This is a genomic window from Chlamydiota bacterium (assembly GCA_012729785.1).
Classification (GTDB): Bacteria; Auribacterota; Tritonobacteria; order UBA1439; family UBA1439; genus UBA1439.
In genome coordinates, this window is the sequence record JAAYCL010000036.1 from 63,895 (window position 1) to 80,161 (window position 16,267).

At 70.6% G+C, this 16,267-nt stretch carries 18 protein-coding genes; 17 read left to right on the forward strand and 1 reads right to left on the reverse strand.

The window, feature by feature from the left end; all coding sequences use genetic code 11:
• The first annotated feature begins 164 nt into the window (after positions 1-164).
• From GXY35_08515 to thiD, 5 genes are all read left to right on the forward strand, one after another.
• Complete coding sequence (locus tag GXY35_08515; protein NLW94619.1) at positions 165-1,091, forward strand: HAD family hydrolase; 927 nt, start codon at positions 165-167, stop codon at positions 1,089-1,091.
• 90 nt (positions 1,092-1,181) lie between these two features.
• On the forward strand, positions 1,182-1,685 hold the full coding sequence (gene dcd, locus GXY35_08520) for a dCTP deaminase (GenBank protein ID NLW94620.1): 504 nt from the start codon (positions 1,182-1,184) through the stop codon (positions 1,683-1,685).
• A 60-nt stretch (positions 1,686-1,745) separates the two neighbouring features.
• Positions 1,746-2,681, forward strand: coding sequence for a hypothetical protein (locus GXY35_08525; GenBank protein ID NLW94621.1), 936 nt, complete (start codon positions 1,746-1,748; stop codon positions 2,679-2,681).
• A complete protein-coding gene (locus GXY35_08530) occupies positions 2,678-3,094 on the forward strand; it encodes a (deoxy)nucleoside triphosphate pyrophosphohydrolase (GenBank protein NLW94622.1) in 417 nt (138 codons plus the stop codon). The genes GXY35_08525 and GXY35_08530 overlap by 4 nt, the downstream gene beginning before the upstream one ends.
• A gap of 28 nt (positions 3,095-3,122) precedes the next feature.
• Positions 3,123-3,893, forward strand: coding sequence for a bifunctional hydroxymethylpyrimidine kinase/phosphomethylpyrimidine kinase (gene thiD / locus GXY35_08535; protein NLW94623.1), 771 nt, complete (start codon positions 3,123-3,125; stop codon positions 3,891-3,893).
• Here the strand turns inward: thiD and GXY35_08540 are convergent.
• Positions 3,884-4,231, reverse strand: a complete 348-nt coding sequence (locus GXY35_08540; protein ID NLW94624.1) for a hypothetical protein — start codon at positions 4,229-4,231, stop codon at positions 3,884-3,886. The genes thiD and GXY35_08540 overlap by 10 nt on opposite strands.
• Positions 4,232-4,314: 83 nt before the next feature.
• Between GXY35_08540 and GXY35_08545 the strand changes: the two genes are divergently transcribed.
• From GXY35_08545 to GXY35_08600, 12 genes are all read left to right on the forward strand, one after another.
• On the forward strand, positions 4,315-5,301 hold the full coding sequence (locus tag GXY35_08545; protein NLW94625.1) for a flippase-like domain-containing protein: 987 nt from the start codon (positions 4,315-4,317) through the stop codon (positions 5,299-5,301).
• 57 nt (positions 5,302-5,358) lie between these two features.
• The gene (locus tag GXY35_08550) at positions 5,359-5,814 is read left to right on the forward strand and encodes a dTDP-4-dehydrorhamnose 3,5-epimerase (GenBank protein ID NLW94626.1); all 456 of its coding nucleotides are present in this window, start codon (positions 5,359-5,361) and stop codon (positions 5,812-5,814) included.
• A 44-nt stretch (positions 5,815-5,858) separates the two neighbouring features.
• The gene (locus GXY35_08555; GenBank protein NLW94627.1) at positions 5,859-6,596 is read left to right on the forward strand and encodes an NTP transferase domain-containing protein; all 738 of its coding nucleotides are present in this window, start codon (positions 5,859-5,861) and stop codon (positions 6,594-6,596) included.
• Positions 6,597-6,616: 20 nt separating this feature from the next.
• Complete coding sequence (gene rfbB / locus GXY35_08560; protein NLW94628.1) at positions 6,617-7,627, forward strand: dTDP-glucose 4,6-dehydratase; 1,011 nt, start codon at positions 6,617-6,619, stop codon at positions 7,625-7,627.
• A gap of 46 nt (positions 7,628-7,673) precedes the next feature.
• On the forward strand, positions 7,674-8,543 hold the full coding sequence (gene rfbD, locus GXY35_08565; GenBank protein NLW94629.1) for a dTDP-4-dehydrorhamnose reductase: 870 nt from the start codon (positions 7,674-7,676) through the stop codon (positions 8,541-8,543).
• 4 nt (positions 8,544-8,547) lie between these two features.
• Positions 8,548-9,234, forward strand: coding sequence for a DNA repair protein RadC (gene radC, locus GXY35_08570; protein ID NLW94630.1), 687 nt, complete (start codon positions 8,548-8,550; stop codon positions 9,232-9,234).
• A 140-nt stretch (positions 9,235-9,374) separates the two neighbouring features.
• The gene (locus GXY35_08575) at positions 9,375-9,548 is read left to right on the forward strand and encodes a Trm112 family protein (protein NLW94631.1); all 174 of its coding nucleotides are present in this window, start codon (positions 9,375-9,377) and stop codon (positions 9,546-9,548) included.
• Between the two features lies 1 nt (position 9,549).
• Complete coding sequence (locus GXY35_08580) at positions 9,550-10,752, forward strand: glycosyltransferase (GenBank protein ID NLW94632.1); 1,203 nt, start codon at positions 9,550-9,552, stop codon at positions 10,750-10,752.
• Positions 10,753-10,772: 20 nt separating this feature from the next.
• Entirely contained in the window at positions 10,773-12,662 is a 1,890-nt protein-coding gene (asnB, locus tag GXY35_08585) for an asparagine synthase (glutamine-hydrolyzing) (protein NLW94633.1), read from the forward strand.
• The gene (locus GXY35_08590; GenBank protein NLW94634.1) at positions 12,659-13,837 is read left to right on the forward strand and encodes a glycosyltransferase family 4 protein; all 1,179 of its coding nucleotides are present in this window, start codon (positions 12,659-12,661) and stop codon (positions 13,835-13,837) included. Before asnB ends, GXY35_08590 begins: the two co-directional genes overlap by 4 nt.
• On the forward strand, positions 13,834-14,640 hold the full coding sequence (locus GXY35_08595) for a class I SAM-dependent methyltransferase (protein NLW94635.1): 807 nt from the start codon (positions 13,834-13,836) through the stop codon (positions 14,638-14,640). The genes GXY35_08590 and GXY35_08595 overlap by 4 nt, the downstream gene beginning before the upstream one ends.
• Positions 14,641-14,647: 7 nt before the next feature.
• Positions 14,648-16,228, forward strand: a complete 1,581-nt coding sequence (locus GXY35_08600; GenBank protein ID NLW94636.1) for a hypothetical protein — start codon at positions 14,648-14,650, stop codon at positions 16,226-16,228.
• Positions 16,229-16,267 lie beyond the last annotated feature (39 nt).

Consider the following 16,267-nt stretch of genomic DNA (forward strand, 5'->3'; position numbering starts at 1 on the left):
CATGGCGGGGGTCGGCGAGGCGCTGCCTTGAATCGGCGGGACGGTTCGCCTTCTTCGTTTCCTTGCGCTGCGGGAACTCCCCCTCTATACTATGCCGCGCGGTTGAGGAGGGAACAGGGCGGCGACAAGGAGACCGGTTCTTCCGGGGGAGAGGGGATGGACGGATGAAAAAGCTGAAGGGGATCAAGGCGGTCATCACCGACGCGGACAACACGCTCTACAGCTGGATCGACTACATCGTGCCGAGCCTCGAGGCGCTCACCGAGACGCTCCACCGGATCACCGGCTTTTCCCGCGAGGCGATCGTGGAGTCGATGAAGAAGGTGTTCACCGCGTACAACACCAACGAGTACGCCTTCGTCCTCCAGGAGGCCGACATCTTCGAGGGGATGCGCCGCAAAGACTTCCGCTGGTTCCAGACGCACGTGGTCGATCCGGCGCGCTACTCGTTCAACAGGGCGCGGAAGTCGAACCTTCGCGTCTACCCGGGCGTCCACAAGACCCTGCAGATCCTCTGCAGCCGCGGGATCCGCGTCATCGGTCTGAGCGACGCCCCCTGTTTCCCCGCGGAGCAGCGGATCAAGCACCTCGGCGTGGACCGGTACCTGCACGCCCTCTACGCGTTGAAGTCGTACCCGGTCCCGCGCCACGGGGAGCTCGACGGCGAGATCGTCAACCGCATCCGGGTCGGCTACTACAAGTCCCTGATCGAGAAGGTGGTCGAGCTGCCGCTCTCGTTCGAGAAGCCGAGCACGCGCGGCATCGCCCGCATACTCGAGGACGAACGACTGAAACCGGAACGCGTGCTGATCATCGGGGACAGCCTGAAGAAGGATATCCGTATCGCGCAGGAGATGGGCATCGCCGATGTCTGGGCCCGCTACGGCACGGTGATCTCCACGGAGATGCGCGACAAGCTCTCCTTCTACTCGGCCCCCGCGATACAGCGCAGGAACGTCTCGCAACCCGGCGACGCCTCCTACACCCCGACCTGGACGGTGGACCGGTTCGACCAGCTGCTCGACATCATCGAGCTCCCGCCGTTCGCGCCGGGGGGAAGGGACGTCTGCCCGAGCCCGCAGCCCGCCTGAGGCCGCTCCACGGGGCGGAGGCCGGTATCCGCCCGCCACCGCACGGGGTTTGTGCTATACTCTCCACCGGCGCACAGTCCAGGAGGCAGCATGAGCGTGATCGCGCAGTCGGAGCTCGAGAGGCTCCTGAGGGAGGGGATCATCAAGGTCGAGCCGTTCTCGATGGACCAGGTCGGCCCCGGATCGATCGACCTCCACCTCGCCAACGAGTTCACGGTCTTCAAGAAGGTGCGGGAGGTTCTCCACATCACCGACGAGACCGACTACCGCACCATCAGCGAGACGATCCGCGTGAACGACTTCTTCGTCCTGATGCCGGGGGAGTCGGCGCTCGCACGGACGGTCGAGCGGATCACCCTTCCCGACGACATCTGCGGCCGCCTCGAGGGGAGGAGCCGGTTCTCGCGCCTCGGGTTGCTGGTCCACATCACCGCGAGTTTCATGCACCCCGGCATCTCCAACCACCAGGTCCTCGAGATGTACAACGCGAGCCCGTTCCCGCTCGCGGTGCACCCCGGGACGCGGATCTGCCAGTTCGTCTTCGAGAAGACCATCGGCCACGGCCACTACCGGGGCCGCTTCGCCGACCAGTGACAGTTCGCCCGCCCGGCGCCTGTCCGGCCGGGCGGAAGCCGCCGAGGGGGGGTGACCGCGATGAAGAAGCGCCGGGCGGGATGGTGTGTCGCCGCGCTGTGCGCGGCCGCGGCGTGCGGCGTCGGCGCCGAAACGGCGGAGGCCCAGTATCTCCTCCGTTACACGGGAGACGGCGCCGCGCGAAGGGCCCGCGACGCCCTCGTCGTCGTCACCCAGGCCGAGCAGTCCCTCGACACCGGGCACCGGACGCTGGCGGACTGGCTGCTCTGGGCCGCGGAGGTGATGCTGCGCGACGCCGCCGACGCGCTCCCGGATGCCGACGCGCTCAGGGAGATCTCCGTCGCGGAGCGTCTCCTCCGCGAAAACAGGCCGGGCGATGCTGCCCGTTTCCTGTCCCGCGGCGGCGAGGAGCTCAGGCGTTTCGCCGCCGTCTGGGACGTGGGCGACGCCGAGCCGAACTGCGCGGCGCTCCTGGCGCTCGCGGAGAAGGGCGACTGCCCGGCGGCCCTCTCCGGGATCCCCGCGCTCATCGAGGCGGCGCGGATCGACCCGGTCCGCCGCGCGCTGGTCGGGGCGGGGGAGCAGACCGCAGTGGCGAGGGGCTTCCTCTCGAAGGGGAGGGTGTTCGAGGCGCTGCGGAGCGCGGGGGAGGCGAAGGAGAGACTCCGCGCGGCGATCATCGGGATGCAGCTCGCGCGGGCGAAGATACTCGCCGCCCACGCCCGGCGGATGGCCGCGGCGGGCTCCCGGTGGCGGGCCGGCTGGACGCTCGGCCGCGCCGCGCGCCGCCTCGCCCGCGCCGGCGTGTTCGCGGACGAGGCGTCGGCGGACGCGGCGTCCAAGATCCTGGAGGAGATCGCCCGGGCGCGCCGGGGGATCCGGGCGGGCGAGGAGCAGGACGCCGTGTCGGCGGCGATAGAGGCCAAGCTCGTCGCCCTGATCAAGCATTGCTGCGCGCGCCCGAATCCGGGCGCCGTCGCCGGAGGGGCGCCGTGAGGAAGACGATCGTCTGCGCGGCGGGGATCATACGGCGCGGGGACCGCGTCCTGATCGCCCAGCGGAAGCCGGACTCGTCGCTCGAGCCGCTCAAATGGGAGTTCCCCGGGGGGAAGATCGAGTTCGCGGAGGACCCCCGCGCCTGTCTCGTCCGCGAGATCCGGGAGGAGATGGGCTTCGAGATCGAGGTCGAAAGGATCTTCGAGGTCGCCTCGCACAATTACCGCAAGGACGGCGAAATCCGCCACGTCCTCCTGCTCTGCTACCTCTGCACCTACCTCTCGGGTGAGCCGCGCCCCCTGGAGTGCCACGACCTGCGGTGGGTGGGACCCGGCGAGATCGTCGCCCACGATTTCGCCGCCGCGGACGTCCCGGTGGTCGGGGAGGTCGTCGCGCGGCTCTGGGCGAACTGAGGCGGAAATGGCGGCGGAACGTCTCTTGATGCCCGCGGTGCTCACGATCGCCGGCTCCGACTCGTGCGGCGGCGCCGGGCTCGAAGCGGACCTGAAGACGTTCGGCCGCTGCGGCGTCTACGGCCTCTGCGCCGTCACCGCGGTCACCGCCCAGGACGGCGTCCGGGTCTACGGGGTCTTCCCGGTGCGGCCCGCCGCGGTGGTCGCGCAGGCCGAGGCGGCGCTGCGGGCCGGGCGCCCGGAGGCGGTGAAGACCGGGATGCTCTGGAGCGCCGGGATCGTCGAGGCGGTGGCGCGTTTCCTGGCTGCGCGGCGGCTGCGCCGGTTCGTGCTGGACCCGGTTCTCGCCACGCACGGCGGGGATCCGCTCGCCCTCCCCGGCGCCGGGCGGGCGATGGTCCGGCGCCTGTTCCCCCTCGCGGCGCTCGTCACGCCGAATCTCCGGGAGGCGGAGGAGATCAGCGGGGTTAAGATCCGCGGCGCGGTCGGACTCGAGGAGGCGGCGCGCCGCATCCTCGGGAAGGGCCCGCGGGCGGTGCTGATCAAGGGCGGGCACGGCGAGGGGGAGGCGACCGACTGGCTTTTCGACCGGGAGGGGAAACGGCCGTTCAGCGCCGTCCGCGTGCGCGGGGCGCGCCTGCACGGGTCGGGGTGCATCCTCTCGGCGGCGATCGCGGCGGGGCTGGCGCGCGGGTTGGCGCTGGATGCCGCCGTGCGGGAGGCCAAGGCGTACGTGGGGAGGCAGTTCAAAGGCGCGGTGGGCTGCAGGGCGGGGGCGCTTCTCGCCGCTCACATCTGATCGTAGCGGAGCGGCGTGCCCGCGGGTTTTTCCTGGAAGTCGGTGAAGACGCCGACGAAGACCCGCCGGCAGTACCGGCCGAGGCCGACCGAGAGGTCGGCGCACATCCGCCCGAAACTCTTCCCTCCGCGGGCGAAGAAGCCGCCCAGCCGCTTCCCGGCATCGCCGATCAGGCGGCCCGCGGAGACGACAGCCCCCCCGGCGGTTTCGCCCGCCGTCTGGCCTGCGGTCGCGACGCGCGATGGGAGCGGGGGAACCTCCGCCCGGAACTCCTGCGCGCCCAGGGACGAGGCCGCGAGAAGGATTGCGAGACACAGGGGCACGACACGCACACGCATCTGTTCTACTCCGTGACCGGGTTCCAACGCGAATACCGATATATGCTACCACAGCGCTGCGCCCCGCGCAACCGGTGTGCGGGATGAAACGGGAGCGGGCCCGCAGGGCGGGCGTCGCGGCCAGGTTCGCCTTCGCGGCGGCGGTCATCGCGTGTATCCTCTGGAGGAAAATCGATCCCGGTGAACTCGCCGTCCGCCTTCGCGGGATCGACCCTCGGCTCTTCGCGGCGTGCGGGCTCGGCTACGGTCTGCTCTTCGTCTTCAGCGCCTTCCGGTGGCAAGCCCTGGTCTTTGTCCACGGGATCCGCGTGCGGTACGGGTCCTTGCTCCGGTTCTGCCTCATCGGGGCATTCTTCAACAACGTCATGCCCGGCTCGATGGGGGGGGACATCCTCAAGGCCTGGTACTGCGCGAAGGTCGACCGGTCACGGCAGGAGGCGGCGGTGGGCTCGGTGTTCGCCGACCGGATCGTCGGATTCCTCTCACTCTTCGCCATCGGGTTTTTCGGCCTCGCGGTCAACCTCGGCGCCCCGGGCCTCCGCCAAGCGTCGCAGATCTTCGTCGCCCTTTTCCTCGCCATCTGTCTCGGCCTGGCCTTCCTCTCCCGCCGGGATCTCCTCGCCAAGCTCCCGTTCGCGAGGAGGATCCTCGACCGCGGCACGCTCGGGGACCATCTGCGGCGCCTCTACGATTCCCTGCAGATCTACCGGGCCCGGCCGCGCGCCGTCGCGCGGGCGCTCGGGATCTCGTGCCTGATGCAACTGGTGTTCATCGTGGTGCTGCTGGGGATCGCGCGCTCCCTCGGGATGCGCGGCGTCGCCTATCGGCACCTGCTCCTTCTCATGCCGCTCATCGGTACCATCGCGGCCGTCCCGGTCACCCCCTCCGGCTGGGGGACGATGGAGTGGGCGTTCGTCTACTTCTTCCCCGCCCTCGGGGTCACGGCCGAGCAGGCACTGGCTTTGGATCTCGCGACGCGCGCCCTGACCATCTCGTGGGGGCTTGTCGGAGGCGTGCTGTACGCCGTTCCCCCGCGGCAGACCGCCGGGTGCACTGCCTCGCTGAATTGACGGGGGCATCGTGGTATACTCGTCCGGTGGCGCCGAAAATCGAAAGGAGTCGGAACGATGATCGAGGGAGTGAAGGTCAAGGAACTCACGCCCCACGCGGACGAGCGGGGGTACCTCCAGGAGATTGTGCGGAAAGACGAAAAGATCTTCGAGGAGTTCGCCCAGCTGTACGTGTCCCTGAACTACCCCGGCGTCGTGCGCGCCTGGCACTACCACCGGAAGCAGAACGACTTCATGACCGTCGTCAAGGGTATGGCGAAGATCGTCCTCTACGACGCGAGGGAGGGGTCGCCGACGCGCGGGGAGATCGACGAGTTCTTCGTGGGGGAGCACCACCGGATACTCATCCGCATCCCCGCGATGGTGATGCACGGCTACAAGACGATCGGCGTTGAGCCGTGCCTGCTGATCAATCTGCCCACCCGCTGCTACGATCCGAACGACCCGGACGAGTTCAGGGTGCCCCCGCACGACAACGACATCCCGTACGACTGGGCGATCAAGGAGCGCTGAGCTCCCCTGTGCGGCCGCCGCCGTAAGGGGCGAAAGGAGGAGAGATGAAGGGCGTCATCCTCGCGGGGGGTCTCGGCACGCGGCTGCACCCGCTCACCAAGATCACCAACAAGCATCTGCTCCCGATCTACGACAAGCCGATGATCTACTACCCGATACAGACGCTCGTCAACGCGGGGGTCGAGGACATCCTGGTGGTGACCGGCGGCAACAACGCCGGCGACTTCCTGCGTCTCCTCGGGAACGGGGCCGAGTTCGGCCTGAAGCGGCTCCAGTACGCCTACCAGGAGAAGGAGGGCGGCATCGCCCAGGCGCTCTCCCTCGCGGAGCATTTCGCGGAGGGGGAGAAGCTGGTGGTGATGCTGGGGGACAACATCATCGAGGGGAACATCGTCGAAACGGTCGAGGAGTTCTCCCGCCAGGAGAAGGGGGCGAAGATCCTCCTCAAGGAGGTGGACAGCCCGCAGGAGTACGGGGTCGCCGAGATACGGGACGGCAAGATCGTGGCCATCGTGGAGAAGCCCGCGAAGCCGGTCAGCAACTACGCCGTCATCGGCATCTACCTCTATGACGCGGCGGTCTTCGACATCGTCAGGACCCTCGAGCCCTCGGGGAGGGGGGAGCTCGAGATCACGGACGTCAACAACGCCTACATCGCCGCGGGGACGATGACCTATGGCATCCTGGACGGATGGTGGGCGGACGCGGGGGCCTCGATCGACCGCCTGCTGAAGGTCAATGCGCTGGTCTACGAGAGCGGCGCCAACAAGATGGCCCTGTAGGGCCCCGGGAGGGGATGACGATGAGGATGCTGGTCACGGGGGGGGCGGGGTTCATCGGCTCCAACTTCATCCGCCGCTGCCTCCGCCGCGGCACCGCGACGGAGCTGGTGAACCTGGACAAGCTCACCTACGCGGGGAACCTCGACAACCTGAAGGAGGTCGCGCGGGACCCGCGCTACCGGTTCGTCAGGGGCGATATCGCCGACGCGGAACTGGTGAACCGCCTCGCGGCGGAGCGGTTCGACGCGATCGTCAACTTCGCCGCGGAGACGCACGTGGACCGCTCGATCGGGGACGCGGGCGATTTCATCCGCACGGACGTCTACGGGACGTTCGTGCTGCTGGAGGCGGCGCGCAAACACAGGATCGGGAGGTTCATCCAGATCTCGACCGACGAGGTCTACGGGAGCATCGAGAAGGGGTCGTTCAGGGAGACGGACCCGCTCATGCCCCGCAACCCGTACGCCGCGAGCAAGGCCGGGGCCGACCGGCTCGCCTACTCGTACTGGGCGACGTACCGCCTCCCGGTGGTCATCACCCGGGCCTCCAACAACTTCGGCCCGTACCAGTACCCCGAGAAGGTGATCCCGCTCTTCGTCACGAACGCCCTGGACGACATCCCGCTCCCCCTCTACGGCGACGGGATGAACGTCCGGGACTGGCTCTTCGTCGATGACCATTGCGCCGCGATCGAGTTCCTCCTCGAGAAGGGGGCGGACGGCGAGGTCTACAACATCGGGGGCGGCAACGAGCTCCCCAACGTCGAGCTCACCCGCATCATCCTCGACTGCCTGGGGAAACCGGCCTCCCTGATCACAAGGGTCAAGGACCGGCAGGGGCACGACCGGCGCTACTCCCTCGACTGCGGCAAGCTGCGGGCGCTGGGCTGGGCGCCGCGCGCGGGGTTCGCCGAGGCGATCCGCGAGACGGTCGACTGGTACGCGAAGAACGACTGGTGGTGGCGCCCCCTCAAGAGCGGCGAGTACCTGGACTACTACCGGAGACAGTACGTCGACCGCGAACGATCGTAAGCGAGGCGGCGGGGGGGGCGGAAGGGGCATGGCCGCGCGCGGGAAGATGTTGGTGGTCGGGGCGAACGGGATGCTCGGGCGCGCCCTGATGGAGGCGTGCGCCCGCGGCGGCGACGTCGAGGGCGCCGATCTCCCCGAACTCGACATCACCGACGCGGCGGCGACGCGCCGTTTCGTCGAGGCGGCCCGCCCGGCGATCGTCGTCAACGCGGCCGCGATGACCGACGTGGACGGCTGCGAGGCCGATCCCGGGGCCGCGTTCGCGGTCAACGCCCGCGGGGCCGGCACCCTGGCGGGCGCCTGCCGGGCCGCGGGGGCGCGCCTCGTCCACGTGAGCACCGACTACGTCTTCGACGGCCTCAAGGGGAGTCCGTACGCAGAGGACGACCCGGTCAATCCGGCGAGCGTCTACGGGAGATCGAAACGCGACGGCGAGGAGGCGGTGCGGCGCGCCGGCGCCGACTTCCTCATCGTGCGGACCTCGTGGATGTTCGGGGCGCACGGGAAGAACTTCGTGGACACCATCCTGCGGGCCGCGGAGACGCGGCGGGAGATCGAGGTCGTCGGCGACCAGCGGGGCAGCCCGACCTACGCCCGGGACCTCGCGGGGGCGCTCTGCGGGCTCGCGGCGGCGCGGCGCGCCGGCGTCATCCATGTCGCCAACAGCGGGGTCTGCTCCTGGTTCGACTACGCGCGGGCGATCCTCGAGATCGCCGGGATCGGCGGCGTCGCCGTGCGGGAGATCACGAGCGACCGGCTGAACCGCGCCGCGCCCCGGCCGCCGTGCTCCGCGCTCGACTGCGGGCGCTACGCCGCCTTCGCCGGCGCGCCGATGCGGCACTGGCGCGAGGCGGTCGCGGAGTATCTGGTTGAAAGGGAGCGCCCGGGCGCGGGCGGTCCCCCGCCGCGGGGGTGAGGCGATGGACGGATCGGGCCGTCCCCACTACGCCGGGCACCGCGCCCGGCTCCGGGAGAGGTTTTTAAGGGCGGGGGGCGCGGGGCTGCAGGAGTACGAGAAGCTGGAGCTCCTCCTCACCTTCGCCGTCCCGCGCGTCGACGTCAAGCCGATCGCGAAGGCGCTGCTCGCCCGGTTCGGGGGCCTCGCCCAGGTCCTTGACGCCGGGGCGGCGGAACTCGAGTCGGTGAGGGGGATGGGCCCCGCCGCGGCGTCGCTCGTTCTGCTCGTCAAGGAGCTGTTCGTGGCCTGCAGCGAGACGAGGATGCGGGGGAGAAACCTCGTCTCCTCCCCGCAGGCGGCGGTCGACTTCGCCCGGGCCAAGCTCGCGGGCCTGCCCCGGGAACAGTTTTTGGTGCTGCTCCTCAACGCCAAGAACGAGCTGATCGCGCACGAGGTGATCCAGAAGGGGACGGTGGACCGCGCGGTCGTGTACCCGCGGCTGGTCGTCGAGGCGGCGCTCCAGCGGCACGCCGCGGGCGTCATACTCGTCCACAACCACCCCAGCGGCCACCCGGAGCCCTCCGCGGAGGACCGCTCCATCACGAGGGCGGTCGCGGACGCCTGCGGCACCGTGGACGTGCGGGTGCTCGACCATCTGGTGGTCGGCAGGGGAGGGCACTTCAGCTTCGCGGAGGAGAACCTGCTCTGAGGTCTGTGCCGCCGATCGGTGCGGATACGCCCGGGGTGGACAAGATGCCGAAGCCGCACGTCACGGATTGCACGCCGGCGCCACGGGAGAAACGTCTCGCCGATCGAACCGGTTGAACCCGTTTCAGGGAGGGGGGAACGATGATCGACAAGGAGCTGCTGGAGATACTCGCGTGCCCGGCCTGCAAGGCGGAGGTGAAGCTCGAAGGGGAGAAGATCGTCTGCCTCGGCTGCGGGCGCCGCTACCCGATCCGCGACGGCATCCCGATCATGCTGGTCGACGAGGCGGAGACGCCCGGCGCCAAGGAGGGATGAGGTGCCTGCGGCGCCGACTGCCCGGCCCGCGGGCGAAGCCGCGCCCGTGCTGTTCGTCACCATCAACATGGAGCTCGGCGGGACCGAGCGCCAGCTCTGCGAACTGGCGGCCGGGCTCGATCGCCGGCGCTTCGCCCCGCGCGTATGCTGCCTGCGCGGCGGGGGGCCGCTCGCCGATACCCTCGCCGCCGCGGGCGTTCCGCTCACCGTCCTCGCCCCGCGCGCCCGTGGCCGCGCCGGACGGGCGCGGCCGTGGCGGGTCTTTCTGCCGCAGATCCTCGCCCTCTCGAACCTGATGCGGCGGGAACGCATCGCGATCGTCCACGGGCTGCTGCCGGCCGCCCTGGTGACGGCGGGGTTCGCCGCCCGCCGGGCGGGGGTGCCGGTCCTCGTGACGGGGAGAAGGGGGCTCGGGCGCTACAAGGAGGGGCGGCCCCTCCTCCGGTTTCTGGAGAATCTGGTGAATCGCTGGGCCGACGCGATCGTCCCCAACTCCGAGGCGGTCCTCCGGGACGTCCTCGCCCGGGAGCGGATCGTTCCGGAACGGCTCCGCGTCATCTACAACGGGGTGCGGATCCCCTCCTCCCCGCCGCGAGTCGGGCGGCGGGAGATCGCCGGGCGGGAGATCCGGGGGCCGGTGGTCTGCCTCGTCGCGAATTTCTTTCCCTACAAGGGGCACCTGGATTTTCTCGAGGCGGCGCGGATCGTGCTGGGCTCCTTCCCCGAGACCCGGTTCGTGCTCGTGGGCGACGGGAGGTTGCGGCAGGCGGTCGAGCGCAGGGCGGCCGAGCCGGACCTCCGCGGGCGCGTCGTTCTCCTCGGTTCCCGCATGGACAGCGGGGAGATCATGGCCTCTGCGGACGTGCTCGCGCTCGCCTCGCACCAGGAGGGGTTTCCGAACGTCGTCCTCGAGGCGATGGCGCGGGCGAAACCGGTGGTCGCGACGCGGGTCGGGGGGGTCCCCGAGGCGGTGGAGGAGGGCGGCACCGGCCTCCTCGTCCCCCCCCGCGACCCGCCCGCGATGGCCGCCGCGCTCGTCCGGCTGATCGGGAACCCGGAGGAGGCCGCCGGGATGGGGCGGCGGGGGCTCGCCCGCGCGCGGACGCTGTTCAGCGTCGAGCGGATGGTCCTGGCGCACGAGGAACTGTACGGGGAGCTGCTGAAGCGGAAGACGTCGGACGGAAGTCGTCTCCCGAGAAACTAGAAACGAGGAACGGTATTCACGTGTGCGGAATCTGCGGGATCGTCTACGGCGACCGGGAGAGGGCGGTCGATCGCGCCACGCTCGAGGCGATGACGCGCCTGATGGCGCACCGCGGCCCCGACGGCGAGGGCTTTCACCTCGACGGCCCGGTGGGCCTCGGGCACCGGCGCCTGAGCGTCATCGACGTCGAGGGCGGCGTCCAGCCGATGACGAACGAGGACGGCACGCTCTGGCTGGTCTACAACGGGGAGATCTACAACTTCCGGGAGCTCACCGAGGAACTGAAGGCCGGCGGGCACCGCTTCCGCACCCGCTGCGACACGGAGGTGATCCTCCATCTGTACGAGGAGCATGGCACCGGGTGCCTGGAGCGGCTCCGCGGGATGTTCTCGTTCGCCCTCTGGGACGGGCGTCGTCGTCGTCTCTTCTGCGCCCGGGACCGTCTCGGCGTCAAGCCGTTCTTCTATCGGCACGCGGGGAGCGACTTCATCTTCGCCTCGGGCCCCGCGCCGATCCTCAGCCATCCCGGCGTCGAGCGCCGCGTAGACCTCGAGGCGCTCGACCTCTATTTGACCTACCAGTACGTCCCCGCGCCGTTCTCGATCTTCGCCCGGATGCACAAGCTCCCCCCCGCGCATTTCCTCGTGCTCGAGAACGGCAACGTCACGGTCGAGCGGTACTGGGAGGCGAACCCGGAGCGCCCCCTCGAGATCGGCTACGACGAGGCGCGGGCGCGCCTGCGTGATCTCCTCGTCGAGGCGACCCGCCTCCGGCTCGTCAGCGACGTGCCGCTGGGGGCGTTTCTGAGCGGGGGGATCGACTCGAGCATCGTGGTCGCCCTGATGAGCCGGGAGGGGGGCGCGCAGGTCAAGACCTTCTCGATCGGCTTCGACGACGAGCGCTACAACGAGCTCCCCTACGCCCGGATGGTCGCGAAGCGGTACGGCACCGACCACCATGAGCTCATCGTGAAACCCGACGCCGTCGGCCTCCTCCCGAAGCTTGTCCGGCACTACGGCGAGCCGTTCGCGGACTCCTCCGCGCTCCCGACCTACCACGTCGCCAGGATGAGCCGCCGCGAGGTCACGGTGGCCTTGAACGGCGACGCGGGCGACGAGCTGTTCGCCGGCTACGACCGATACCGCGCCTTCTCCCTCGCCGGCCGGATGGGGGCCATACCGGGCGCCGCGCCGCTCGGACGGACGCTCGCCCGGTTTCTCGCCGGCGCACCGCGCGACAGCCTCCGGGACCGCGCGCGGCGGTTCGCCGAGTCGTTCGGCCTCCCGGGGCCCGCCCGGTACCTGCGCTATGTGGCCTACTTCGGAGAGGAGGAGAAGGCCCGACTCTACGCGCCGCGGTTCCGGGAGGCGGCGGGCGCCTTCGACGCCCCCGGCCAGATTCGCCGTATCTACGAGGCGTGCCGGATACACGACGAGACCGCCCGGCTCCTCTTCACCGACCTGTGCAGCTACCTCCCCGGCGATCTCCTGGTGAAGGTGGACATCGCCACGATGGCGGTCTCCCTCGAGGCCCGGTCCCCGTTCCTCGACCATCGCCTCGTCGAATTCGCCGCCGCGCTCCCCACGCGGTGGAAAATCTCGGGCGGGGAGGGGAAGCGGATCCTCCGTGACGCCTGCGCGGATCTGCTGCCTGGGGAGATCCTCCGCCGCGGGAAGCAGGGATTCGGCGTTCCGATCAGCCGCTGGTTCCGCGGCGAGCTCGGCGAATATCTCCGGGAGATTCTGCTCGACCCCTCCAGCCTCGGGCGCGGCTACTTCGATCCGGCCCGCGTGCGGGAGCTTGTCGACCATCACCAGCGCGGGTTCCGCGACCACAGCTACCGGCTCTGGGCCCTCCTGGCGCTCGAGCTGTGGCACCGCGAGTTCATCGACGGCGGGGGGGGCGCGTGAACCCCCGCCCGGCCAGGATCCTCCGGATCATCACCCGTTTGAATATCGGGGGCCCGTCGATCAACGCCATCGCACTGAGCGCCGGCCTCCCCCGGGACAGGTTCGAGACCGTGCTCGTCTGCGGCCGGCCGGGCGTGGCGGAGGGGAACCTGGCGTCCCGGGCGCGGGAGCGCGGGATACGGCTGATCGAGATCCGCTCCCTGCGGCGCGATCCCTCGCCCGTGGCGGACGCCGCCGCGCTGGCCCGGCTCATCGAGATCGTCCGCCGCGAGAGGCCCGACATCGTCCACACGCATCTCGCCAAGGCCGGCGCGCTCGGCCGCATTGCCGCGAAAACCGTCCCGGGCATCCGGACCGTCCACACCTTCCACGGGCACGTCTTCAGCGGCTACTTCACCCCCGCACGCACGCGAATCTTCCTCGCCGTCGAACGGCTGCTGGCGCGTGGCACGGACAAGATCATCGCCCTCTCGGAGGCCCAGCGGGCCGAGCTCGTCGGCGCCTGCCGCATCGGCCGACCCGGGCAGTACGCGGTCATTCCGCTGGGGCTCGACCTCGAACGGTTCGCGGCGAGCCGGGCCCTCCGGGGCTCCCTGCGCAGGGAGCTCGGCCTGGAGCCGGAGGCGTCCGTGATCACGCTGGCGGGGCGCCTTGCGCCGGTCAAGGACCACCGTCTCTTTCTCGCCGCGGCGCGCCTCGTCCTCGCGGCGCGGCCGCGGGCGGTCTTCCTCGTCGTCGGCGACGGCGAGGAGCGGCCGTCGCTCGAGCGGGAGGCGCGCACGAGCGGGCTCGCGGACGCGGTGCGGTTCACCGGCTGGCGCGACGACCTCGACCGCGTCTACGCGGACTCCGACCTGGTGGTCCTCACCTCGCGGAACGAGGGGACGCCGGTCAGCCTGATCGAGGCGTCCGCGGCGGGGCGCCCGATCGTCGCGACGGCGGTCGGCGGCGTCGGGGACGTCGTGCGGGACGGCGGGAGCGGCCTCCTCGCCGCCGGCCGCGACCCGGCGGAGATCGCCGCCCTGATCCTGCGGCTCCTCGACGACCCCGCGCGCGCGGCCGCGATGGGGGAGGAGGGGAGGAGGTTCGTCCTCGAGCGGTTCACGAGCGCGAGGCTCGTCCGCGACGTTGGGGAGCTGTACGGGCGCCTCCTGGAGGAAGGGGGTGCGGGGTGAGCGAAACGGAGACGGCGTTCGAGTTCGGGCGGAACTGGGAGCGGTTCGTCGCGCGCGCCCTCGACGACGGGCGGATCGACATCGCGCGCCGGCATATCCTGGAGTTCCTCGAACTGCCGGACCTCCGCGGCCGTTCGTTCATCGACGTCGGGTGCGGGAGCGGGCTCTCCTCGCGCGCCGCCCTCGACGCGGGGGCGGCGAGGATCATAAGCTTCGATTGCGATCCCGATTCGGTGCGCGCAACCGAACGGGTGCGGGAAATGAGCGGGAACCCGCCGCACTGGGCCGTGGTGCGCGGCTCCGTCCTCGACGACGCGTTCATCGCCTCGCTCGGCCGCGCGGATATCGTCTACGCCTGGGGGGTGCTCCACCACACCGGCCGGATGTGGGACGCCGTCGAGCGCGCATCCCGGCTCGTCGCCGACGGCGGGCTGTTCTACCTCGCGCTCTACACCACGACCCCGCAGTCGACGCACTGGGTACGGGTGAAGAAACGGTATAACGCGGCCTCGCCGGCGCGCAGGCGGCTCATGGAGGCCGCGTATTTCCTGCGCCACACCTGCGCGTCCAACCTTGTGCGCGGGAAAAGCCCCCTCGCCTTCATCCGACACTACCGGAGGTCGCGCGGGATGTCGTACCTGACGGACGTGCGGGACTGGCTGGGGGGGTGGCCGTACGAGGATGCGGAGATCGGGGAGGTGCTGCATTTCTGCAACAGGAAACTCGGCCTCGAGCTGCGCAACATCCGGACCGGCGAGGCCAATACCGAGTACCTGTTCAAAGGCTCCATGGCGGAAGGATAGGATCGAAATGGCGACAGGGGCGGTGCGCGCGTTGTGCCTGGGGCTGCTGATCGTCTTCGCGACGCTCCCCGCGCTCGTCTGCTACCGAACGCTCCCCGGCCGGGATTCAGGCGGGGCGCTCTACGCGGGGTGGCGGATCCTCCAGGGGGACGTTCTCTACCGGGACGCGTGGGACCACAAGGCGCCCGCGATCTATTGCATCAACGCGCTCGGCCTCCTCCTCGGCGGGGGCTCGACCTGGGGCGTCGCGGGCCTCGAGCTGCTCCTCCTCCTCGCGGCGGCGATGCTGGGCTGGTCCGCGCTCCGGGATGCGTTCGGCGCGGCGCCGGCGTTCTTCGCCACGGTCGCGTGGATCTTCACCCTCTCCCTCGTGCACGACGGCGGAAACCTCCCCGAGGGGTACGCGCTCCCGCTGCAGTTCGCGGCGCTGTATCTTTTCGCCCGATCAGACCCCGCGGCCGGCTTCTCGGCGAGGGGAATGCTGATCGGCGCGTCGGGCGGCCTCGCCTTCTGCATCAGGCCGAACCTCGCGGGGATCTGGTGCGCGATCCTCCTCTGCGTCGCGCTGCGCGCGTTTCGACGGGGACGGGTGCGCCCGGGCGCCGCCGCGGCCGTTCTGGCCGGCGGGGCGCTGACGCTCCTCCCGTTCGCCCTCTGTCTGGCCGCCCGCGGCGCGCTCCCCGACGCGCTGGAGGCGGTCTTCGTCTACAACCGCGCGTACGCGGCCGCGACGATGCGCGACCGTCTCGCGGCGCTCGCCAGGGGGTGGCGACTGATGCGGGTGTCGGGGCTGTCCCTCACCGCGCTGCTGGGCTGGTGCGGCGGGTGCGTGTTCCTGCGCGGCGGCGGGGCGGGGGAGGGGACGCGGGGCGCGCTCGTGCAGTGCGCGGTCGTCGCCTTTCCGATCGAACTCGCGGCCGCGTCCGTCTCGGGGCGCGCGTATCCGCACTACTACATGGCGTGGCTGCCTGTCTTCGCGGTGCTCTCCGGCTTCCTCGCCTACGCCGTGCTCCGCGCCATCCCCCTCCGGTTCGCCGCCTCGGGCGGGGAGGCGGCCGGCGCGTACCGCGTCCGGGGCCTCGCGCTTTTCGCCCTCCTCGCGGTGATGGCGGGCGGGCCGGTCCATGCGCCGGCGCGGCGGATCGCCCTGTTTCGTTCCGCGCCGGAGACGGCGGCGAAGAGGACGGCGGTCGACTACCTGCGCACGCACACCGGGCCGGATGAGACGGTGCTCGTCTGGGGAGCGGAGCCGTCGGTCAATTTCCTCTCGAGGAGGAAATCGCCCTCCAGATATTCGTTCCAGTACCCGCTGTATACGAACGGGTACCGGAACGCGGCGGCGGCGGCGGAGACGTTCCTGGCCGAGCTCTCCTCCCGCCCCCCGGCGGTCGTCATCGACACCTCCGCCACCAATCTCCTGGTCCCCCCCCTTGACCCGGCGTCGAGGAGGAGACGGCGCCTGCCGTCCGCCTTCGATCCCCTCCCTCCCGCAATGGGGAATCTGTTCGACCTCCTCGCCGCCCGGTATCGCCGCGTGGACGGCACGGGGGTACTGCACTGGGCGGTCTACCGGCAGGCGGGGCGCTGAAGCGTTCCGCGTCGCCCCTCCGGCGCGCGCGATCGGTAT